The sequence below is a fragment of the Hafnia sp. HMSC23F03 genome (assembly GCF_001816025.1).
Taxonomy (GTDB): Bacteria; Pseudomonadota; Gammaproteobacteria; order Enterobacterales; family Enterobacteriaceae; genus Hafnia; species Hafnia paralvei.
Map to the genome: position 1 here is coordinate 460123 of NZ_KV824214.1, position 22139 is coordinate 482261.

At 48.7% G+C, this 22139-nt stretch carries 23 protein-coding genes; 12 read left to right on the plus strand and 11 right to left on the minus strand.

The annotated features are described in order from the left end of the window. Positions 1–158 precede the first annotated feature (158 nt). Together pspG and dusA are read right to left on the minus strand one after the other, a co-directional pair. Positions 159–383, minus strand: a complete 225-nt coding sequence (gene pspG / locus HMPREF3091_RS07825) for an envelope stress response protein PspG (protein ID WP_070715161.1) — start codon at positions 381–383, stop codon at positions 159–161. Positions 384–542: 159 nt separating this feature from the next. Continuing rightward, on the minus strand, positions 543–1556 hold the full coding sequence (gene dusA, locus HMPREF3091_RS07830) for a tRNA dihydrouridine(20/20a) synthase DusA (protein ID WP_070715163.1): 1014 nt from the start codon (positions 1554–1556) through the stop codon (positions 543–545). Between the two features lie 329 nt (positions 1557–1885). Here dusA and HMPREF3091_RS07835 point away from each other — a divergent pair, with 329 nt between their 5' ends. The 4 genes from HMPREF3091_RS07835 to zur all read left to right on the plus strand — a co-directional run bounded on the left by HMPREF3091_RS07835 (position 1886) and on the right by zur (position 3886). After that, positions 1886–2491, plus strand: coding sequence for a TetR/AcrR family transcriptional regulator (locus HMPREF3091_RS07835; RefSeq protein WP_070715165.1), 606 nt, complete (start codon positions 1886–1888; stop codon positions 2489–2491). 121 nt (positions 2492–2612) lie between these two features. Then, positions 2613–2774: a hypothetical protein gene (locus HMPREF3091_RS22650; RefSeq protein WP_016361106.1), complete on the plus strand. Its 162-nt coding sequence runs from the start codon at positions 2613–2615 to the stop codon at positions 2772–2774. 122 nt (positions 2775–2896) lie between these two features. Next, on the plus strand, positions 2897–3199 hold the full coding sequence (locus HMPREF3091_RS07840; RefSeq protein WP_004095362.1) for a hypothetical protein: 303 nt from the start codon (positions 2897–2899) through the stop codon (positions 3197–3199). Positions 3200–3376: 177 nt separating this feature from the next. After that, entirely contained in the window at positions 3377–3886 is a 510-nt protein-coding gene (gene zur, locus HMPREF3091_RS07845) for a zinc uptake transcriptional repressor Zur (protein ID WP_008814735.1), read from the plus strand. A 190-nt stretch (positions 3887–4076) separates the two neighbouring features. On the opposite strand, the gene HMPREF3091_RS07850 is transcribed toward zur, so the two are convergent. The 5 genes from HMPREF3091_RS07850 to dpiB form a co-directional block, all read right to left on the minus strand. After that, the gene (locus HMPREF3091_RS07850; protein ID WP_004095352.1) at positions 4077–4286 is read right to left on the minus strand and encodes a CsbD family protein; all 210 of its coding nucleotides are present in this window, start codon (positions 4284–4286) and stop codon (positions 4077–4079) included. Positions 4287–4631: 345 nt separating this feature from the next. After that, on the minus strand, positions 4632–5966 hold the full coding sequence (gene dinF, locus HMPREF3091_RS07855; RefSeq protein ID WP_070715168.1) for an MATE family efflux transporter DinF: 1335 nt from the start codon (positions 5964–5966) through the stop codon (positions 4632–4634). A gap of 108 nt (positions 5967–6074) precedes the next feature. Further along, positions 6075–6683 carry a transcriptional repressor LexA gene (gene lexA, locus HMPREF3091_RS07860; RefSeq protein WP_004095345.1) on the minus strand — a complete coding sequence of 203 codons (609 nt, stop codon included), beginning with the start codon at positions 6681–6683 and terminating at the stop codon, positions 6075–6077. Positions 6684–6848: 165 nt separating this feature from the next. Then, entirely contained in the window at positions 6849–7547 is a 699-nt protein-coding gene (gene dpiA, locus HMPREF3091_RS07865; protein ID WP_004095340.1) for a two-component response regulator DpiA, read from the minus strand. Continuing rightward, entirely contained in the window at positions 7516–9177 is a 1662-nt protein-coding gene (gene dpiB, locus HMPREF3091_RS07870) for a sensor histidine kinase DpiB (protein ID WP_070715171.1), read from the minus strand. The genes dpiA and dpiB overlap by 32 nt, the downstream gene beginning before the upstream one ends. Before the next feature lie 391 nt (positions 9178–9568). On the opposite strand from dpiB, the gene citC reads away from it, so the two are divergent. From citC to HMPREF3091_RS07905, 7 genes are read left to right on the plus strand one after another with little or no spacing between them, the layout of a single operon-like run. Then, on the plus strand, positions 9569–10645 hold the full coding sequence (gene citC, locus HMPREF3091_RS07875; protein WP_004095338.1) for a [citrate (pro-3S)-lyase] ligase: 1077 nt from the start codon (positions 9569–9571) through the stop codon (positions 10643–10645). Continuing rightward, complete coding sequence (citD, locus tag HMPREF3091_RS07880) at positions 10642–10938, plus strand: citrate lyase acyl carrier protein (RefSeq protein ID WP_004095337.1); 297 nt, start codon at positions 10642–10644, stop codon at positions 10936–10938. The genes citC and citD overlap by 4 nt, the downstream gene beginning before the upstream one ends. Further along, complete coding sequence (gene citE / locus HMPREF3091_RS07885; protein WP_070715173.1) at positions 10935–11843, plus strand: citrate (pro-3S)-lyase subunit beta; 909 nt, start codon at positions 10935–10937, stop codon at positions 11841–11843. Before citD ends, citE begins: the two co-directional genes overlap by 4 nt. A 10-nt stretch (positions 11844–11853) precedes the next feature. Beyond that, positions 11854–13386: a citrate lyase subunit alpha gene (gene citF / locus HMPREF3091_RS07890; RefSeq protein WP_035503931.1), complete on the plus strand. Its 1533-nt coding sequence runs from the start codon at positions 11854–11856 to the stop codon at positions 13384–13386. A 3-nt stretch (positions 13387–13389) separates the two neighbouring features. Further along, positions 13390–13944, plus strand: a complete 555-nt coding sequence (gene citX / locus HMPREF3091_RS07895) for a citrate lyase holo-[acyl-carrier protein] synthase (RefSeq protein ID WP_070715174.1) — start codon at positions 13390–13392, stop codon at positions 13942–13944. Next, positions 13916–14836, plus strand: a complete 921-nt coding sequence (citG, locus tag HMPREF3091_RS07900; RefSeq protein WP_070715176.1) for a triphosphoribosyl-dephospho-CoA synthase CitG — start codon at positions 13916–13918, stop codon at positions 14834–14836. Before citX ends, citG begins: the two co-directional genes overlap by 29 nt. Positions 14837–14867: 31 nt before the next feature. Beyond that, positions 14868–16331, plus strand: coding sequence for an anion permease (locus HMPREF3091_RS07905; RefSeq protein WP_004095329.1), 1464 nt, complete (start codon positions 14868–14870; stop codon positions 16329–16331). 81 nt (positions 16332–16412) lie between these two features. Here the strand turns inward: HMPREF3091_RS07905 and HMPREF3091_RS07910 are convergent, their stop codons facing one another. After that, on the minus strand, positions 16413–16778 hold the full coding sequence (locus tag HMPREF3091_RS07910; RefSeq protein WP_070715179.1) for a diacylglycerol kinase: 366 nt from the start codon (positions 16776–16778) through the stop codon (positions 16413–16415). A 184-nt stretch (positions 16779–16962) separates the two neighbouring features. Between HMPREF3091_RS07910 and plsB the strand changes: the two genes are divergently transcribed. Then, positions 16963–19440: a glycerol-3-phosphate 1-O-acyltransferase PlsB gene (gene plsB / locus HMPREF3091_RS07915; RefSeq protein WP_004095323.1), complete on the plus strand. Its 2478-nt coding sequence runs from the start codon at positions 16963–16965 to the stop codon at positions 19438–19440. Positions 19441–19511: 71 nt separating this feature from the next. On the opposite strand, the gene ubiA is transcribed toward plsB, so the two are convergent. From ubiA to malM, 3 genes are all read right to left on the minus strand, one after another. Continuing rightward, positions 19512–20381, minus strand: coding sequence for a 4-hydroxybenzoate octaprenyltransferase (gene ubiA, locus HMPREF3091_RS07920; RefSeq protein WP_035503930.1), 870 nt, complete (start codon positions 20379–20381; stop codon positions 19512–19514). Between the two features lie 24 nt (positions 20382–20405). Then, a complete protein-coding gene (ubiC, locus tag HMPREF3091_RS07925) occupies positions 20406–20921 on the minus strand; it encodes a chorismate lyase (protein WP_070715267.1) in 516 nt (171 codons plus the stop codon). 207 nt (positions 20922–21128) lie between these two features. After that, positions 21129–22040: a maltose operon protein MalM gene (malM, locus tag HMPREF3091_RS07930; protein WP_070715269.1), complete on the minus strand. Its 912-nt coding sequence runs from the start codon at positions 22038–22040 to the stop codon at positions 21129–21131. Between the last annotated feature and the right edge of the window lie 99 nt (positions 22041–22139).

A 22139-nucleotide genomic window follows, 5' to 3' on the forward strand; every position in this document is an offset into this window, starting at 1 on the left:
TTGCGCGCTGGCAACCTCTCGTCGGACGCCTACGTCAGCGGTGTCATGGATGCACAAATACTCACTGGCGGACAAAATCTTTCTCGGCTTTTTCATAGACAACTCAAGATGCTTAGACATCCATCACCGTTCGAACGTAGATATAAGCACACCCAAACTTAATAATACCGCCTTGGCTGCGGTTTCTTCTGCATAGACCGGTAGATCCACACCACGACAATGGCTAAAGCCATCCACGGCAGCAGTTTAAGCATCATCACAAATAGGCCACCAAATAGCATGAGCACTGTGGCGACCGCCACGGCTGCGATGATGCCAAGCATTGAAACCCCGGTCACCATCAGCACGGCAAAAAAGCCAAGAATAAAGAGGACTTCAAACATGGTGATCTCCTGAGTGAAATTTAACGGCAATACCGTTAGCTACTCAGTCTTTTACAAGAATCATGCCAAGTAAGAATTTGTTGTAACTCATTGATTTTGATAAGACACGCTGTAACAGTCGTTACAGCGCTTGGTGAAATTTACTAACTTTTCGTTTATTTAGCCACGCGACTGATTCACGAACTGTAATGCGGCTTCGACAACCTCAACACCAGCACCCGGCTTATGCGCATTTTCACTCAAATGCCGACGCCACTGGCGGGCTCCAGGGATACTTTGGAACAAGCCGAGGATATGACGCGTAATGTGGCCTAAATAAGTTCCGTTAGACAGTTCACGTTCAATATAGGGATAGAGCGAACGCACCACATCAATACTGTTTGGCACATCAGCGGTCGGATCAAACAGTTCACGATCGACATGCGCTAAAATACTTGGGCTTTGATAAGCTTCACGCCCCATCATTACGCCATCCAAGTGCTGTAGATGGATTTTTGCTTCCTCCAGCGTTTTCACGCCACCGTTAATGGCGATATTTAGATGAGGGAAGTCACGTTTGAGTTGGTAGACACGTTCATAATCCAGCGGTGGGATCTCACGATTTTCTTTCGGACTCAGTCCGGAAAGCCACGCTTTACGCGCATGGACAGTGAAGCTATTACACTCACCTTTCCCAGACACGATACCAATAAAATCGCACAGGAACTCATAGCTGTCCTGATCGTCAATACCAATACGCGTTTTTACCGTAACTGGAATAGAAACAACGTCGCGCATGGCTTTGATACCATCGGCGACCAACTGAGCCTCCCCCATAAGGCATGCACCAAAACGACCATTTTGTACGCGGTCGGATGGACAGCCAACGTTGAGGTTTACTTCATCATAACCACGCTGTTCGGCCAAACGGGCACAATGCGCCAATGCTTCGGGATCGCTGCCCCCTAGCTGCAACGCCAACGGATGTTCTTCTTCGCTATAGGCCAAATAGTCACCTTTGCCATGAATAATGGCTCCCGTCGTGACCATTTCGGTATAGAGGAGTGTTTGGCGACTCAGTTTGCGATGAAAATAGCGGCAGTGGCGATCGGTCCAATCCAGCATCGGAGCAATAGAAAAACGGCTCTGGCTGAACGGCATTGCAGAAGAAAGATTAGTGGCGTTTTGGGTCATTATTCTCAGAATTTCAGTCAGTTTGAATCAAATACGGTAAACTGCGTCACCGCTGGTATAACGCAAGTATACCGTGAATTGACGCTTATCCTACTGACTTCCAGTATTGAAACCGTGTATCGACCACGCCGCACAGTTGATACAGGTGCTCAACTCCCCCTCGCCGGCAATGTTTGGCACCTGCTTTTTCAGCGCAACTAAGATACTCTTAGCGCCAATAACAACGGTGGCAGATTTCACCTGCGTAAAGTTTTTATTACACGCGTGTTCTCGCTCACATAATGAACCGGATATTGACTTAGACCAACCGGTCTACTATATTAAATCACATGAACAAAACGACTAGCACGACCAACAACACCTGCGAACACATCTTAGATGTGGGTGAGGAACTGATTTTAAACCTCGGCTTTACCGCCATGGGATTAAATGAACTTCTTGCCACTGCGGGAGTACCAAAAGGTTCGTTCTACCATTACTTCAAATCGAAAGAGAAGTTTGGTGAAGCTATGCTTAACCGTTATTTCAGCGATTATGTCGTCATGCTGAAAGAGAAATTTTCGGATGGGCAAAAGACACAGCGTCAGCATTTGTTAGATTATTTCTCTCATTGGATGACGCAAAGCTGTGAAACGGTATGCCACAGCAAGTGTTTAGTCGTGAAGCTGGCTGGTGAAGTTAGTGACTTATCTGAGGTGATGCGTGAAGCACTCGACTCAGGTATCACAAGAGTCATCGCCCAGTTGCAGTCGAGTATCGAATCTGGCGTTGAAGAAGGGTCGCTTGCGATTGATGAATCGCCCGAATTACTCGCAGATTCACTGTATTCTTTATGGTTAGGCGCAGCGTTACGGGCTAAGGTCAACCGATCTGATGCACCGTTTGTTTCAGCGATGCAGCGTACGGAACGCTTACTGAAACCCGGCACCATATAGAGATATTATCGCAGCACAATGAATGCCTGCGTGAAAACGTTTGGCATTATTTTTTACCCATTAACTAGACGACCGGTCTAATAAACCAGTATACAGATCACAAAATTTGAGAGATGACACCATGAAAACTATGACTTTGACCGTTCTGATGACTCTAGCCCTTGCGGGTTCTGCTTTCGCACAAAGCTTCTCTGATATGACCGCAAGCGAACAGCGCGCCACCGTAGTGAACCATTTAAACAACGGTAGCGCCCAAGCTCATCAGGTTACGTTGAATAAATAATCGGCTATGCCCAGTGCCGTTTCGTTTAAGCATGTATTTGTTATTAACACCTGCAATGTAGGCCAGTCCGCAATAACAACGCCGTCTGACCGACTTAAAAAATTTAAAGAAGAGAAAACATCATGAAAACTTCAATCGTATTATCTGCCATCGTTGCTTTAACCCTTACTGGTTCTGCTTTTGCTCAATCGTTTTCAGAATTAAGCCCCGCTGAACAAAGCACTTTGGCCTATTCAAACCATAACGGTTCCTCTTATGCTCATCAGTTGATGGCACAACAAAAATTGGAACAGGCTGGCATTGAGCGTTCATCGATTAACGGTAGCGCTACGTTTTCTCAGTTAAGTGCACAGGATCAACGTGCAACGATTATCAATAATCTGAATAACAGTGATGCCTATGCCCATCAATCTGAAATCAAATAACAGATTGAATATGAGCCACTGCCGCATGAGCTAAAAGCGGGCTGACGGGAATGACCTGTCAGCCCGTTTTGTTTTCCCTCGTTTATCAGACATCTTTCCCCCACAGATTTTGTGCTCTTCGGCCTATCTGCTATTTATGTTAAAATAACGGAATCTTACTGGCCGGAAGCAAACACCATGACCACAACCTCTTTAGAGCGACTGCTCGCACAGGCAGAACAAATTTGTCTGCAACGCAATGTTCGACTGACTCCGCAGAGGATGGAAGTGCTGCGTCTGATGGCGTGTCAGAAAGGCACTATCAGTGCTTATGATTTGCTAGATTTACTGCGGGTATCCGAGCCGCAGGCAAAACCGCCGACCATCTACCGAGCATTGGATTTTCTGTTGGAGCAGGGTTTCATTCACAAGGTGGAATCGACGAACAGCTATGTGATGTGCCATCACATTGAAGAACCTAGCCATACTTCGGCGTTATTTATTTGCCATCGCTGTGGTCAAGTGACGGAGCAAACCACCAAAGAAGTGCAGGAACATTTAGAAAAATTGGCCGCTTTGACCGGTTTTTCCCTGCAACATAGCGTGGTTGAAGCACATGGGCTGTGCCGAGATTGTGGCAAGATAGAGTCTTGCGATAGCAGAGATACTTGTCATCACGATCATTCCGAGCCCAAAAAGAAAAAATAGCACTCATTCGGAATTTATATGCGAACATAAAAAAGAGCCGCATCAGCGGCTCTTTTTTTCATCATTGGCAATAAATATAAGCAGTAGCACACTATCAATAAAGGAATATTATTTATCGCAATATTCGAGTCCATACTTTATTTATAATGCGTTTTGCCAAATGATTATTTTATGCTGGCAGACAATAATATCACCAACGATATTTATTGTGCTCTTCCCAAGCTTTGACTTCTTTCTCTGCGGCTTCTTTCTGATAGCCGTAGCGCTCTTGGATCTTACCTACCAGCTGGTCTCGTTTACCCTCAATGACTGTAAGATCATCGTCGGTCAACTTACCCCATTTCTCTTTCACTGTACCTTTAAACTGCTTCCAGTTACCGCCGGCTTGATCTTTATTCATAATAACTCCGTATCACTTATGTAATGGAATGTATTCCCCTCGCATTTGTAACTTAAAAATATTTAATTTCTAAATATAAATTTCGCTGCGAGGCATTAGTTAACGTTCACCATTAAGACTAGCGGATAATCAGAGTAAAAAAATTTTCAGCTAAAATTTCGGTGCGACTAAATAAAATATCTTACGGACAAAGCATAAAAGCAGTTAGAAAACAGGCGATAAGCAGAGAATAATTTTTTCACTTAGAATGTAAGAAAATATTAATGAAGCGCTATTTTAGGGCAACATAATAACTATAGGAATTATCATATTGCCCCAAGCTGAACCGTTAACAACTAAATGATTTTAATACATATTATTGGCTTTAAACCACGTATTACTCCGCCAATGCCTTCTCCAGACGATCCATAGCGAAAGGCCACGTAGAGATAAAAACACTGCCAACGCCAGCCATAAACCGTGATTACCTAACCAAGGTAGAGTAAAAAGCGTCAATCCATAACCCACGGCAGCTACCGCCATGCTGTTCCGCATTTCAGTTCCACGCGTCGCCCCAATAAACATCCCATCCAGCAGATAACACCAAACGCCCAGCAAAGGCAGAAGAATTTGCCACGGGAGATAGTGGGCAGCCAGCGCCTGAACATCAGGCAGCGACGTTAACATCTGAATGATATGCCCGCCAAACAATGCGTAGAGCAGGGCAAAAAATATGGCCACAATGCCAGCCTGTCGGCAGGCTGAATGCCAAATACTTTGCAGCCTGCGGCCATCCCGAGCACCATAAGCCTGTCCTGAATGGGCTTCGACCGCGTAGGCAAAGCCGTCCAACGCATAGGCCGTGAACGTGAGTAGGTTCATTAGCACCGCATTTACCGCAACAATTTCGCTTCCCATGCGTGCCCCTAAAATGGTCAGCGATGAAAAACATAATTGCAGCAGTAAAGAGCGCAGCATGATGTCGCGATTTAGAGCCAACAGGCGGCGCAGGTTGCCACGCCACGCATTACGGAAATACTCCACGTGTAGCCCACGTAACTTCATTACATGCCACACAAGGCCAATCCCTAATAAGAAAGTGGCATAATCGGCAATCACCGTCGCACTCGCGGCCCCCGGAACCTTCCAGCCCAAACCAACCACAAACCATAGATCAAGCGTAATGTTAATGAGGTTTCCGACCACAAGCAGCATGACTGGCGCACGAGCATATTGAACGCCAAGCAGCCAGCCTAAAATCACCAGGTTAGCCAATGTTGCCGGTGCGCCGAGCCAGCGGATATGCATAAACAAACGAGCCTGCTCCAGCACATCCTGATGCCCGCCAACAATGCGTAACACGCCCTCAATTAACGGTTCACGCACTGCAATAATGACAACACCCGCCAGCAAAGCCAGTAGCAAAGGCTGAACCAATGCACGGGCTAGCGCCGTTTTATCGCCAGCGCCAAATGCCTGTGCAGTCAGCCCCGTGGTGCTCATTCGTAAAAACAACAGCAGCATAAAAAGGAAGGATGTCGCCATCGCACCTACGGCAACACCGCCCAAATAGACAGGGCTATCCAAATGACCAATAACTGCGGTATCAACCAGCCCCAAAAGCGGAACTGAGATATTCGATAAGATCATCGGCAGCGCAAGAACCCATAGCGCTTTATCGGTTGGTGTCAGTAATTTCATTTTTTAACGTCATCCCACATCCACTTGTCAGCCTTCCCCCAATAAAGAAAAAGCCCCAAATAAGGGGCTTAGTCTATCGGCGTTACCACAAACACAATAGCGAGAAGTTTAGATCCAGTCGCCGTTGCGGATAACACCAACGGCCAGACCTTCAATCGTGAAGTTTTGTTCACGTAGGTCAACCACAATCGGTTCAAAATCGCTGTTTTCCGGCAGTAGCTGAACAATGTTGCCTTGTTTTTTCAAACGTTTAACCGTCACTTCGTCTTCAATACGAGCAACAACAACCTGTCCGTTACGCACATCTTGGGTTTTATGCACGGCCAGTAAATCGCCGTCTAAAATACCGATATCACGCATCGACATTCCATTAACGCGCAGCAAGAAGTCGGCATTAGGCTTAAACAATGAAGGGTCGACCTGATAGTGGCCTTCAATATGTTCCTGTGCTAACAGAGGCTCACCGGCAGCGACTCGGCCAATGAGCGGCAGACCGGTTTCATCTTCCATCAACAGACGAATGCCGCGTGAAGCACCGGACACAATCTCAATAACACCTTTGCGCTGTAACGCTTTTAAATGTTCTTCTGCCGCATTAGGAGAGCGGAATCCCAAACGCTGTGCGATTTCAGCACGCGTTGGCGGCATGCCAGTTTGTTCAATATGGTCACGAATCAGATCGTAGACTTCCTGCTGTCTGGCTGTAAGTGCTTTCATTCCACCACCTGTTTGTTTATACAGTTTTGCTGTGAGTATATACAGGTGGCGGCCATTTTGAAACCGTGAAATACATAAAGATTGAACCGTACCGCATCTGATTGGCCCTAACCGCACACTTTTTGTATTTTTAGAGTCAATATCCACCCATTTCCCGTGAATAAATTAACTGTTTTTTACAGTTTCCAGTGCGCGATAAGTTCGTTGCGGACGCCCAACTTTGCCGTATACGATTTCTGCCATGATCATGTGCCGTCCTGCACAAAACTCTAAATAACGTCGTGCCGTCGTACGGCTGAGTTTCAGCTCCTGCGCCACAGTTTCAGCAGTATGGCGAGCATCAAGATCGGCAAACAGCCCCTGCACTTTATCTAAAGTCAGCGCGTCAATACCGACAGGCAACTCTTCTTTATGTTCGCCGCGCGCATAGGCATTAAACATGTCATCAATCTGGCGCTGGCTAGCGCTATTGTTACTTGCCAGCATTCGCATCCGCTGATGGTAACGCTCTAAAGTTTGGCCTAAACGCTCATAAGCTATCGGTTTTACCAAGTAGTCAAAGACACCGCAGCGTACTGCATCAGAAACGGTATCCATATCGCTGGCAGCCGTGGTGAACACCACCCCACCAGGGAATCGAGCCTGAGTCAGCTCATGCAGCAGGGTGATACCTTTTCCATCTGGCAAATAGTTATCAAGCAGGATCAGGTCTGGCTTGAAACGCTCGACCATCATTCTGGCCTGCGCGAGATTTCCCGCTAACCAAACCTGCCCACAGCCATGAAAATGGCGAATAAATTCCGCGTGCATTTCTGCCAACGGCGTTTCGTCTTCAACTATTAGAATCGTTATTGGTTGTGTCATAAGTCTTTTTCACTTTAGGAATAAATACGGAAAATAAAGTGCCACAAGGTTCGTTGTCTTCCAGCGTAATTACCCCACCGCAGCGGCCAACATAGCTGGCAATCAGATAGAGTCCGATGCCGTGCTCACCCGCATCCTCGGTTTTAGTACTTACGCCTTGCTCAAAAATAGCCTCACGTAAAGACTCTGGAACGCCACATCCCTGATCGGCCACTTCCACGATGACATCATCACCTTCATCGCTAAGGTACAGCTCAATGGTTTTATTACCTTGCGGATTCTTCAAGCTGGCATCGAAAGCATTGTCGAGCAAATTTCCCACGATGGCAGCAAATTCAGTACTATCAAGTCCTGCTGGCAACTGGCGCAGCTGGCTTCCTTCTATCAGGTTTAAGGTCAAGCCAAGCTCACGCGCTCGCTGTGCTTTGCCAAACAAAAGCCCTGCGACTTGTCGATCGTCAAATGAGCCGCGCAGGCTATCAATAAGCTGCTGCTGTGCTTGCGACTCACCTTTTACCATTGCCAAAGCACGATCATATTCTTTCATTTGTAACAGACCGTTGAGCGTCGACATCCAGTTCAGGTGTTCGTGACGCAGTGTGCGCAAACTTTCGACATACTGTTTGATCTGCGTGAGCTGAGCATTCAGCGTGCTAATTTCATCTTTGCTACGGAAACTGATGATGGCACCCAACAGCTCATTTCCTGAATGTATCGCTGCACGATTAGCAATCACACTTAGACCATTAAAAGTGCAAATGACATCCTGACGTTTTTCTTCGATTTGTTCCGTGAAAAACCCCGCAGGTTCGACAACATCACCGATCGGTTTTCCTAGCCATTGCCTACCCGGCGAACTTAAACCGAGCATTTTTCGTGCGTTACGATTGATTGCAGTAATCAAACCATCTGGATCGACAGCTATCAATCCTTCATATACCGAGCCAAACAAGGCTTCTTGCTGGCGAACCACCCGAGCAATTTGATGGGGTTCCATACCTAGCATTTGTCGCCGAATATGGGTGGCAAACATCCATGACAGTAGCATCAGGATAATCAAAATTAAGACAAAGACGCCGCCCATCGGTAATAAGAAGTCTAATCGCCAACTGTCTATTTTGCTGACTAAATATCCCAGTGAAACTACACCGATCACGTTGCCATGCTCATCAAAAATAGGCGTTTTAGCACGCATAGCCATACCAATTGAGCCTTTTCCTGTAATGAAGTAACTTTCTCCGCGCGCTAACGCACCAGGCTTACTCCACTGCATGGGATAGCCGATCTTGGCCGGGTTGGGGTGATACAGACGGATGGAGTTTTTGTCGCCAATAACCACATAGTCAAAATCGGAGCCCGTACCGAGTTTATCGGCAATGATTGCGAGACGTTTGGTATCTCTATTTTTAACGGCCGTGACAACGCTGTCGATTGAGGCAATGATCTTAGCCTGATTCATTGCCATATCACGAACATGGTTACTCAGATAATCTTCAAAGGAAGCCGAAAGATATTTGCCTAAGGCGGCAATTAATAACGTCGAAACCAGAAGCAATAAGAGAAAGATTCGTAAAGGAAATGCGAGGCGGCTAAAAAACCTAAACTCTTTAACATTTGGTCTGCCGAACATCGGTATTTCCTCTTTTTTAGGCTAGAAAAGTGAGCTGGTATCAGGGAAATGTAATGAATTTGTTTCCTTGTTTTCTACCTACAACGGATTAGATCGTTGCAGATTCCGCAGATTAAATCAATTAAACAAATAAAAACCACTCCATTAATTCAATTAAAATTAATTAAGAAAATAAAAACCATTAAGTCTATTTAAATCTGATAACTCTTTGTGAAATAGGTCAAGATTTCCCGCCCTAATACTCCTTACGATCATTATGTCGTCGCACAAATATAAACTAAAAAGATTAAAGCGTTGCAACGAGCAATTGAAAATAAAACGTTATTAATATGCAACAAATCACAACAATTGTGATCGCTATGCATACGTGCGGCAGCTAACAGGAATATCTATGTTTGGTAATACCGTATTTTCTCAGGTAAAGCGCTCTGAAAATAAGAAGATCGCGACTATCGCTCATTTTCTGCGAGAAAATGGCCTGAGTATTGATTCCACCGTGGAAATGTTTATTACCGTCACCCGTGATGACCAGCTAATCGCCTGCGGCGGTATCGCGGGCAATATCATTAAATGTGTAGCCATCAGTGAATCTGTACGCGGTGAGGGCTTAGCACTCACACTGGCCACCGAATTAATAAATCTGGCCTATGAGAAACACTGTACTCATTTATTTATATACACAAAAACCCAGAACGAAGCGCTGTTTAAGCAATGCGGGTTTTATACCGTCACCAGCGTGCCAAATATTATGGTGTTAATGGAAAACAGCGCGACGCGTATTCAACGCTATGCCAGCTACCTAACCACACTGCGCCATGACGGCAATAAAATTGGCAGCATCGTAATGAATGCAAATCCGTTTACTAACGGACATCGTTATTTGGTGCAACAGGCAGCCGCCCAATGTGACTGGCTACATCTGTTTTTAGTGAAAGAAGATACCTCGCGTTTCCCTTATGAAGATCGCCTTGAACTGGTACGCGCAGGGACATCAGACATCAAGAACCTAACGGTGCACCGTGGTTCTGAATACATCATTTCCCGCGCCACTTTCCCTTGCTACTTCATCAAGGAACAAGGCGTAGTCGATGATTGTTACACCGAAATCGACTTAAAAATTTTTCGTCAGTATTTGGCTCCCGCGCTGGGTATTACCCACCGTTTTGTCGGTACCGAACCGTACTGTGAAGTCACAGCCAAATACAACCGTGACATGCGCCACTGGCTAGAGACGCCGTCTCTGTCTGCTCCGCCGATTGAACTGGTGGAAATAGAGCGTTTGCGCTACCACGACACGGCGATCTCTGCCTCGTGGGTACGCAAACTGCTGGTGCAAAAAGATCTTCCGGCCATCACGCCTTTAGTGCCTGAAGCGACCCGCGCTTATTTACAACGCCTGCTCGTTCCTCGCTCAGAAAACGTGACTGACCGGCCGCAGGAATCCGCATTAGCAACAGGTGAAAAATGAAGATAACTCACGCAGCCGTCGCAGGCACTCTCGAGTCTAGCGACGTAATGGTGCGCATCGCGCCCATAGATACACAGGACATTGACCTGCAAATCAGCAGCAGCGTTCAAAAACAGTTCGGCGATGCTATTCGCGCAACGGTGCTGGAGATTCTTGAGCGCCATGACATCCGCGGCGTCCAACTGATCGTTGATGACAAAGGTGCGCTGGATTGCATTCTACGTGCTCGCCTAGAAACGCTGTTAGTACGCGCCAGCGATGTTAAAAATTTACCTTGGGAGGATCGCGCATGATTTCTCGTATCGCTCAAGAGCGTAAATCCCGCACTCGCCGCAGCATGCTGTTTGTTCCAGGTGCCAATGCGGCAATGGTGAGCAACTCCTTTATTTATCATGCCGATGCGCTGATGTTTGACCTCGAAGATTCCGTCGTGCTGCGTGAAAAAGATGCCGCTCGCCGTTTGGTCTATCACGCTTTGCAACATCCACTGTATCAAGACATCGAAACCATCGTACGCGTCAACGCGCTGGACTCTGAATATGGTGTAGCCGATTTAGAAGCCGTCGTTCGCGGTGGCGCTGATATCGTTCGTTTGCCAAAAACCGATACAGCACAGGACGTTATCGATATCGAAAACGAAATTGCACGTATCGAAGCCGAATGTGGCCGTGAAGTGGGCAGCACAGGTCTGCTGGCTGCGATTGAATCCGCACAGGGTATCACTCAGGCAGTTGCTATCGCTCATGCCTCTCCACGCCTGATTGGTATCGCACTTGGCGCCGAAGACTATGTACGCAACCTGCGCACCGAACGTTCTCCTGAAGGCGTTGAGTTGCTGTTTGCCCGCTGCTCCATTTTGCAGGCCGCACGCTCCGCTGGCATTCAGGCTTTCGATACCGTCTATTCCGACGCTAACAACGAAGAAGGCTTCTTACGTGAAGCTGCGCACATCAAACAGCTGGGTTTTGACGGCAAATCGCTGATCAACCCGCGTCAAATCGAGCTGTTGCATAACCTGTACGCCCCAACTCAGAAAGAAGTCGATCACGCCAAGCTCGTTGTGGAAGCCGCGGAAGCTTCAGCGCGTGAAGGCCGTGGCGTTGTTTCACTGAACGGCAAAATGGTTGATAGCCCTGTGATTGAACGTGCGCGTCTGGTTCTGTCTCGCGCAGAACTCTCTGGCATCCGTGAAGAATAAGGCGAAAAAAATGACTCAGAAAAAAGAACTTCTTCAACGACAGGAACGCGTTTCGGCTTATGCCCGCCAAACTGAAAGCGATCTGCCAAGCTATAAAAACGTTTCAAAATTAAATCTGCAGGCACAAAAGCCACGCGATAAGAAACTGTGCTCCACGCTGGAAGAGGCGATTCGCCGCTCTGGTCTACATGACGGTATGACCATCTCTTTCCATCACGCTTTCCGCGGTGGCGATCTGACGCTCAATCTCGTGATGGCTACTATCGCGCAGATGGGCTTCAAAAACCTAACGCTGGCCTCTAGCTCATTAAGCGACTGCCATGCACCATTGGTTGATCATATCCGTAACGGCGTTGTCAGCCGTGTTTATACCTCCGGTCTGCGTGGCCCGTTGGCGGAAGAAATTTCCCGCGGTCTGCTGGATGAGCCGGTACAAATTCACTCACACGGTGGCCGTGTTCATCTGGTTGAAAGCGGTGAGCTGAATATTGACGTGGCATTCCTTGGGGTTCCGGCTTGCGATCCGTTTGGTAACGCCAACGGCTACACAGGTAAAGCCTGCTGCGGCTCGCTCGGATATGCGAAAGTCGATGCAGAGAACGCCAAGCAAGTGGTTCTGCTGACGGAAGCCTTGCTGCCGTATCCGCACAATCCAGCCAGCATCATGCAGGATCAAGTCGATTTGATCGTGCAAATTGATCAGGTCGGCGATGCCGATAAGATCGGTGCAGATGCTACCCGTATGACGTCAAACCCACGCGAACTGCTGATCGCCCGCAGCGCTGCCGACGTGGTGGTGAACTCCGGCTACTTCAAAGAGGGTTTTTCACTGCAAACTGGTACAGGCGGTGCCTCTCTTGCGGTAACCCGTTTCCTCGAAGACAAGATGCGTAGCCGCGACATTCATGCCGGCTTCGCACTGGGGGGGATTACCTCCACCATCGTCGATCTGCATGAAAAAGGCTTCATTAAGAAACTGCTGGATGTGCAGAGCTTTGACCGTGCAGCCGCAGAGTCTTTGGCACGTAATCCAAACCACATCGAAATCAGCGCTAACCAGTATGCCAATTGGGGTTCAAAAGGAGCTTCCGTTGACCGCTTAGACGTGGTGGTGCTGAGTGCGCTCGAAGTGGACACTCACTTCAATGTTAACGTGCTCACCGGTTCTGACGGTGTTTTACGTGGTGCATCCGGTGGTCACTGTGACACAGCGGTTGCTGCGGCCCTGTCTATCATCGTTGCGCCACTGGTACGTGGCCGCATTCCTACACTGGTTGACGAAGTCACAACCTGCGTTACGCCGGGCTCCAGCGTCGACATTTTGGTTACTGACCACGGTATTGCGGTAAACCCAGCGCGCCCAGAGTTAGCCGATCGTTTGAAAGCCGCAGGTCTAAAAGTGGTGTCTATCGAATGGTTACGCGAACGTGCGCAAATCCTTACCGGACAGCCTCGCGCTATCGAATTCACTGACCGTGTGATCGCCGTAGTGCGCTATCGCGATGGTTCCGTGATCGACGTGGTTCGTCAGGTTAAGGAATAAACCATGTTTTACCTGCTCCCAACTTTGGCGACCAGCCACACCGTGACATTGCCGGAACTGCTATTCAGCCGTGAATGCAGGCAGTCCCGACAGACGGAGTGGCTGGCGCGCCATACCTCTACCCTGATCTCGTTTACCGTGGTCGCTCCAGGGCCGATTAAAGATAGCGTGATGACACGAAAAATCTTTAATCACGGTCTGAAAGCGTTATGCCAGCGGGCAGAACAATCAGGTTGGGAGATCAAGGAGCAGGCCTCTTTTGCATTGGCGACTGGCCCTGAGGGGCTGCTCGCCATCGATGCGCCCGCGCGCATCGTGAAAGAAGCCATGATCGCGCTGGAGCATGAACAATTGCTTGGCCGTTTATGGGACATCGACGTACTGAATCCGCTAGGAAAAATTCTGTCGCGTCGTGATTTTTCACTGCCTAGCCGCACCTGTTTGCTGTGCAACCGCGAAGCCGCACTATGCGCTCGCGAACGGGCACATCCGATTCCTGATTTGATCACCCGCATGGAGGCATTACTGCATGATGCCGATAAAGCAGCAGCCGTCTGATTGCACCGCTATTGATGAGCATTCCGTTGCTTATTACAGCGAGCTTGCTTACCGCGCCATGTTGGCTGAGGTAAACCTCACGCCAAAACCGGGCTTGGTCGATCGTAATAACTGCGGCGCCCATAAAGATATGGCGCTGGAAGATTTCCACCGCAGCGCATTGGCTATTCGTCAATGGCTGCCTCGTTTCATTGAGTTTGGTGCCTGTAGCGCGAATCTCCCCGCAGTCGACGTATTGACCGGTCTGCGCCCAATCGGCATCGCCTGCGAAACCGATATGTTTCGCGCAACTGCGGGCGTCAATACCCATAAAGGCAGCATTTTTTCTTTGGGGTTGCTATGCGCTGCAATTGGCCGTTTACACACCTTGCAACGGCCTATCACACCGGAACTGATCTGTAGCACCGCCGCCACATTTTGCCGTGGGCTGACAGAGCGTGAACTGCAAAACACGATGAATAACCATAAAAACCAACCATCGCAAACCGCAGGACAGCGTCTCTTCCGGCAGCTTGGTCTTACTGGCGCTCGCGGCGAAGCAGAAGCCGGTTATCCGTTAGTTATTCAGTTAGCACTCCCACATTATCGCGACCGCTTAGCGCAGGGTATCGACCCGGAGTTGGCCTTACTGGATACGCTGCTGGTGCTGATGGCACACAACGGTGACACCAACGTGGCCTCACGCGGCGGTCCAAGTGGCCTTAGTTGGCTACAACAGCGCGCTAAAGCATTGCTGTGTCAGGGCGGCATTCGCCAACCCTCCGATCTCAGACATCTACATGATTTCGACCAGGAATGCATTCAACGCAATCTCAGCGCGGGCGGTAGCGCCGATCTGCTGATTATCACCTGGTTTTTAGCTCAAATTTCGCACTTAAATTATCAACATTAATCATTAAAAGTTCCTTCTTGGAGAATCAGTTATGTCTGTTTCAAAAGATAAGATATGGAAGTTGATAGCACCACTCGCCGTTATGGCAATAATGCTACTCATTCCCGTACCTGATGGTATGCCTCCACAGGCATGGCATTACTTTGCTATTTTCGTCGCGATGATAGTCGGGATGATCTTAGAACCTATTCCCGCCACGGCAATCAGCTTTATTGCGGTAACCATCTGCGTTATTGCTAGCCAATACGTGCTCTTTGACGCTAAAGAGTTGGCCGATCCCGCTTTTGATGCCAGCAGCAAAGCATTGAAATGGGGCCTAGCCGGATTCTCCAGTACCACCGTATGGTTGGTGTTTGGCGCATTCATCTTTGCACTGGGATACGAAGTCACCGGACTCGGTCGCCGTATCGCCCTGTTCATGGTTAAGTTCATGGGTAAGCGAACACTTACTCTCGGCTACGCCATCGTCATCATTGATATTATGCTGGCGCCGTTCACGCCGTCGAACACAGCGCGTACCGGTGGTACCGTGTTCCCGGTTATCAAGAACCTACCGCCACTGTTTAAATCCTTCCCGAACGATCCCTCATCACGTCGTATCGGCGGTTACCTGATGTGGATGATGGTAATCAGTACCAGCCTGAGTTCTTCTATGTTCGTTACCGGCGCTGCGCCTAACGTACTGGGCCTAGAATTCGTCAACAAAATTGCGGGAATTCAGATTAGCTGGCTGCAATGGTTCCTGAGCTTCCTGCCTGTAGGCCTTATTTTGCTGATCGTCGCTCCATGGCTGTCTTATGTGTTGTACAAGCCTGAAGTGACTCATAGTGAAGAAGTGTCTAGCTGGGCCGGTGAAGCCTTGAAAGAAATGGGTCGCCTAACCCGCAAAGAAATCACTCTGATTGGTTTGGTCCTACTGAGCTTGGGTCTATGGGTATTCGGCGGCGATTTTATTGACGCTACTGCGGTAGGTATGCTGGCCGTTTCACTCATGCTGGCACTGCACGTGGTTCCTTGGAAAGACATCACCAAGTACAACAGCGCATGGAATACTTTAGTTAACTTGGCGACTCTGGTCGTGATGGCTAACGGCCTGACTCGTTCAGGCTTCATCGACTGGTTTGCGAATACCATGAGCACCCATTTGGAAGGCTTCTCACCAAATGCGACCGTGATTGTGCTGGTACTGGTGTTCTACTTTGCTCACTATTTGTTTGCAAGTCTGTCTGCACACACTGCCACTATGCTGCCAGTGATTCTGGCTGTGGGTAAAGGTATCCCAGGCGTGCCAATGGAGCACCTGTGTATCCTGCTGGTACTGTCCATCGGTATCATGGGTTGTTTGACCCCATATGCAACGGGACCGGGCGTTATCATTTATGGCTGCGGCTATGTGAAATCCAAAGACTACTGGCGTTTAGGTGCCATCTTCGGCGTGATTTACATCACTCTGCTGCTATTGGTTGGCTGGCCAATTCTGGCGCTGTGGAGCTAATCACTCAGCGACATGTCTTGCTTAACATTAAGGCCACCCAAGGGTGGCCTTAATTATTATGGATGTAAGCACACACTTACATTACATGTAGTGTCCCCAGAGGATACTGACCCAGATAAATGCAGACAGCCACAGGGCAACAAAAACAGCGGCCGACCCCATATCTTTGGCACGACCGGAAAGCTCATGAAACTCAGAACCGATACGATCAACAACCGCTTCAATAGCGCTGTTAACAATTTCCAAAATAACCACCAACGTGACGCAACCAACCAACAAGATGCGTTCTACAATAGTGACATCAAGCCATGCTGCAATCACAACGGCGACAATCATCAGCCCCAATTCTTGACGGAACGCTGCCTCATGTTTCCACGCCGCTTTCAGTCCTTTTACCGAGTAACCGGCAGCTTTCACAATTCGAGTCAATCCGGTAGTACTATTCATTTTATTTCCATAAAAGATTTATAGGTATGTACCCTTACAATTCGCGCTGCAACTAACGCGGGTGCAACGCGAAATATGACGGATATAGCAATTTTAGCGACTTCTCATGCAATCATCACCACAGATCTCAACCAGTGTTTCTGGTATCCTTTCGGCGAATGGCTAACAAGAGGCTTTCTGTTTTATGTCAGGTTGGCGTAAAGTTTACTATAAGTTATTGAATCTACCGCTAAAGCTGCTGGTTAAAAGTAAGGTAATCCCTTCAGAACCAGTAGCGGAGCTACGTTTAGACACCACCCGTCCGGTGCTGTATGTCTTGCCCTATAACTCAAAAGCGGATTTATTGACCTTCCGCGATCGTTGTTTGGCTCAGGACCTGCCTGATCCACTCGACGATAATGAAATTGACGGCACTATATTGCCACGCTACGTCTTCATTGACGATGGTCCGCGTGTATTCCGTTATTACGCGCCAAAGCAAGAATCCGTCAAACTGTTCCACGACTATTTAGACTTGCATCGCAACAACCCTGCACTGGATATCCAAATGATCCCGGTGTCGGTTATGTTTGGTCGCTCTCCTGGCCGCGAAGGCCACAACGGCGCGCCACAACTGCGTTTGCTTAACGGCGTTCAGAAATTCTTTGCCGTTATCTGGCTGGGACGTGACAGTTTTGTCCGCTTCTCAAACGTAGTCTCACTGCGTTATATGGCAGATGAGCACGGCACTGACCAAACCATCGCGCAAAAACTGGCGCGCGTGGCGCGTATGCATTTCTCTCGCCAACGCTTAGCCGCCGTAGGCCCAAGCCTACCGGATCGTCAGGCGCTGTTTAATAAACTGCTCTCATCCAAAGCGATTGAAAAAGCGGTTGAAGATGAAGCGCGCAGCAAGAAAATCTCTCGTGAAAAGGCTCAGCAAAACGCCGTTGCCTTGATGGAAGAGATTGCCGCGAACTTCACCTATGAAGCCGTACGCTTATCTGACCGCGTGCTGAGCTGGACGTGGAACCGTTTGTATCAAGGGATCAACGTTCACAACGCCGAGCGTGTGCGTAAGCTTGCGCAAGACGGCCACGAAATCGTTTATGTGCCTTGCCATCGCAGCCACATGGACTATCTGTTGCTGTCATACGTGCTCTACCACCAAGGCTTGGTTCCACCGCATATCGCGGCAGGGATAAATCTGAATTTCTGGCCAGCAGGGCCGATTTTCCGCCGCTTAGGTGCGTTCTTTATTCGTCGTACGTTTAAAGGCAACAAACTCTATTCCACCGTATTCCGTGAATATCTCGGCGAGCTGTTTAGCCGTGGTTATTCCGTTGAATACTTTATGGAAGGTGGTCGCTCACGAACCGGACGTTTGCTTGAACCGAAAACCGGTACTCTGGCAATGACCATTCAAGCCATGCTACGCGGTGGAAAACGTCCAATCACGCTGGTTCCGGTATATATCGGTTATGAGCATGTGATGGAAGTGGCAACCTATGCCAAAGAGCTGCGCGGGGCAACCAAAGAAAAAGAAAGCCTGATTCAAATGGTTCGCGGACTGCGTAAGCTGCGTAACCTAGGACAGGGCTATGTGAACTTTGGTGAGCCAATCCCGATTAACAACTGGCTGAACCAGCATGTTCCTGAATGGCGTGAATCCATTGATCCCATCGAAGCGCAACGCCCAAGCTGGCTGACCCCAACGGTTAACGCGATTGCGAATACCGTGATGGTGAACATCAACAAGTCGGCAGCAGCTAATGCGATGAACCTGTGTTCAACCGCATTACTCGCTTCACGCCAGCGTGCATTAACTCGCGAGCAGTTGCTAGAGCAGTTGGATTGCTACCTGCAATTGCTGCGTAACGCACCTTACGCTGAAGATGCGACGACGCCAAATCAAACGCCTGAAGAGTTGCTGCAACACGCACTACAGATGGACAAGTTTGAAGTGGAAAAAGATAACATCGGTGAACTCATCATACTGCCACGTGAACAGGCCGTATTGATGACTTACTATCGCAACAACATTCAGCACATGCTGGTGCTGCCGTCGCTGATTGCAAATATGGTGATGAACCATAACCGCATTTCGCGCACGGAGTTGCTGCGTCAGGTCGATCTGCTGTACCCAATGCTGAAAGAAGAACTTTTCTTACATCATGAGCGCAGTGATTTGCCGATGGTTATTGAGCCGATTATCACCGAGCTATGCCGTCAGCAGTTGATTTGCGCCCAAGGTGATGAACTGGTGATGAATCCGGGCCGTATTCGTACCCTACAGCTGTTAGCTGCAGGCGTACGCGAAACACTGCAGCGTTATGCGATTACCTTCTCTCTGCTCAGTGCAAATCCAAGCATTAGCCGTGGTGCACTAGAAAAAGAGAGCCGTATTATGGCGCAGCGTTTATCGGTACTGCACGGTATTAATGCACCGGAGTTCTTCGATAAAGCGGTTTTTGCAACGCTGGTGGGAACCTTGCGTTCCGAAGGTTATATCAACGACGTTGGCGATGCGATACCCGAACACACGATGGAAATTTATAATCTACTGAGCGCAATGATTACGCCAGAGATTAAGCTCACCATCGAAAGCGTCAGCGCACCAGAGATAGAAACCTTACCTCCAGCGCAAACAGAAGCAGTGAAAGAAGAAGAGAAAGACGATTAATCGATCGTCGATCTTCGATATAAAAGAGGCGCCTATAGGCGCCTTTTTTATATATGCATGTCACGGCATATTTACGACCAAATCGAAAGTACGATACCGATAAACAGCACTAAACCCGCATAGTTATTATTGAGGAAAGCCTGAAAACACGGCATACGTTCGCGCTGTGCAATCAGCTTTTGTTGATGGATAAACAGCGCGCCCGCCAGCAGAATCCCCCAATAATAAGCACCGCTTAGCTGGTTGAGATAACCAATCCACACCATCAACAAGAGCGTCGCCAGCTGCAGTAGACCAATAATCAGCTTGTCGAAACGACCAAACAGGATCGCCGTCGATTTAATACCGATTTTCAGATCATCATCTCTATCAACCATCGCATATTGGGTGTCATAGGCAACTGTCCAGCAAATATTCGCCAAGAACAACAGCCAGCAGCTCAGAGGCAAACTCTCGCTAACGGCGGCATACGCCATTGGAATTGACCAGCCAAACGCCATGCCCAATACAACCTGCGGCAAATGAGTAAACCGTTTCATAAACGGGTAAACCCATGCCAGCGCCAACCCAGCAACCGATAGCCAGATCGTCATCGCATTCAGCGTTAAAACCAGCCCAAAAGAGATCAGCACCAGAATGACAAATAAGGCTTTACTCTCTTTTTCCGTCACTGCCCCACTGGGAAGTGGACGCTGCGCGGTGCGTTTTACATGCCCATCGACGCGTCGATCGGCAAAATCATTGACCACACAGCCAGCCGCTCGCATGAAAAATACGCCCAGCGTAAAGACCACCAGCAGCTTCAGACTGGGAACTTGACCACCCGCCAGCCACAGAGCCCAATATGTTGGCCAAAGCAATAACAGCGAACCAATAGGCTTATCAATTCTCATCAGGCGACAATAGGCCTGCCACTTGGTTTGAGTCACGAATCCCTCCAGTCATTCATTCCAATGATGACGACACTACAATTCATTATTAACACCATACAACGGAGACTCAGACAAAAAAAGTTCGGTTAACAACAAAGGTTTACCTGATAAACGTAAACGGCTACGCCGCGCCCATAACTCACCCTGCTCACCAACCTGAATAAAGTCACGCGTCAGCTCTGCGGCCTTGAACAAATAACGACCCAGTGGAACCGTACCGAGCGTGAGCAAAGAGACCTCTTCCCCCGTCAGTGAGGTTTCAGGTATGAGTGTGCGACCAAATAGCCAAGGCACATTATCACCACACAATAAAACCTCGCGTAGCCAAAAGCGCTCACAATCAGGAAGCTGGGTGAGTTCCTCACCTAAAGAGTCTACGCCGATAAAGCCTTCGCGCTGCGGAACGATGGTGACTTTGCCACAGTGACGTTCAAAACGAGCGGTCATAGACTGGCATTCCCCCAGCCAGCTCTGCTGCGTCGCAGTTAAACTGACTTCATGGATAGGGTGCCAATGAGTTACGTCCAACGACGGATGACAATCTGCCATTCCGGTGACTCCAAAGCTGAAAATAGCGCCAGCCCTCGCCCACGCTGAAAATTGGATGGTCATTGTAACTCAGTTTACGCTGTGTAGGCAGAGCAGTAGCAATAGATGATCAGTTTGATAACAATTGCAGGATTGGATTCAGCTGAAAAACAAAAAAGGGTGCCCCAAAGGACACCCAGTCAAAGAGCCAGCTTCCGCAGCGTGGGTTTACCCCTTGCCTTTCACACTACGGATAAAGGTTTCACGGGCAGTGGTTGAACCTAATTGTTCCGCTTCATTCATCAGTTTCAATGCCTTATCAATATCCCCGCCCTTAACGGCAGCACGAATACCGCTATTGAAATATTCATCAGTGTCTTTAAGCATTGGCTGCGCCGGCTTAGCAGGAGCGGCTATCGGCGTCGAAACCGGAGCACTAGAGCCTACGACGACCGGCTGTTCTTTGGGTGCCATAGGCAAGATCCCACCGATCATCACGTTGCCAGTGTTTTGCTCTGCTTTCACTTTGATCTTGATCGTGCCGGTAGACTGATGGATCGCGATCGGATCGGGAATATTGGGCACTGCATTGCCAACGCCAGCGGCATAGGCTTTAGCCGGATCAACCATCTGCGTTGTTTTTGCCAGATCCTGAGACGTGGTGTAGATGACCATATAGATCTGCTTTTGGCCCAAAGCTGGCGTCAGTTTTAATGTACCTTCCAAGCGATCGCCGCTCATGACACCCGGTTGCTGATAGCTGAAATAGCTGCTGGGATAAAACGCCGCTGGGCGCATATTTTCGTCCAGAACCATCACGCTTGGCGCATACACTTTCTTGGCGTCCACTAAACTACTGATCGTTATTTCTAGCGATCCGCGATCGGCAGGCAGAGTAAACGCGCCGACAGCACCTTGAATATCGCCTACGTGCAGTTGCGCACTGCTGCCGTTAAGCATTGCCGTTTTGGTTACCGGTGGAACCAGTGGCTCCCATGGCAATTGTTGCAGCGTTGCGGTTGGGATCGCTGGAGCCGTCGCAACGTTCGCTGGCTGGATAGTGCTCTCAGCCTGAGCGCTGAGCGGCATTGCACTGAACATCGCTAAGGCGACGCTCAAAGCGACGATATTTTTTGTCATGACAGCTTTGATTTTATTATTCATTTTGCTTTTCATTTTATTTTTCATTGTAGAGCCCCACCTAGAGATGGCTCGGCCACAGTGGCAAGAACGTGGCCG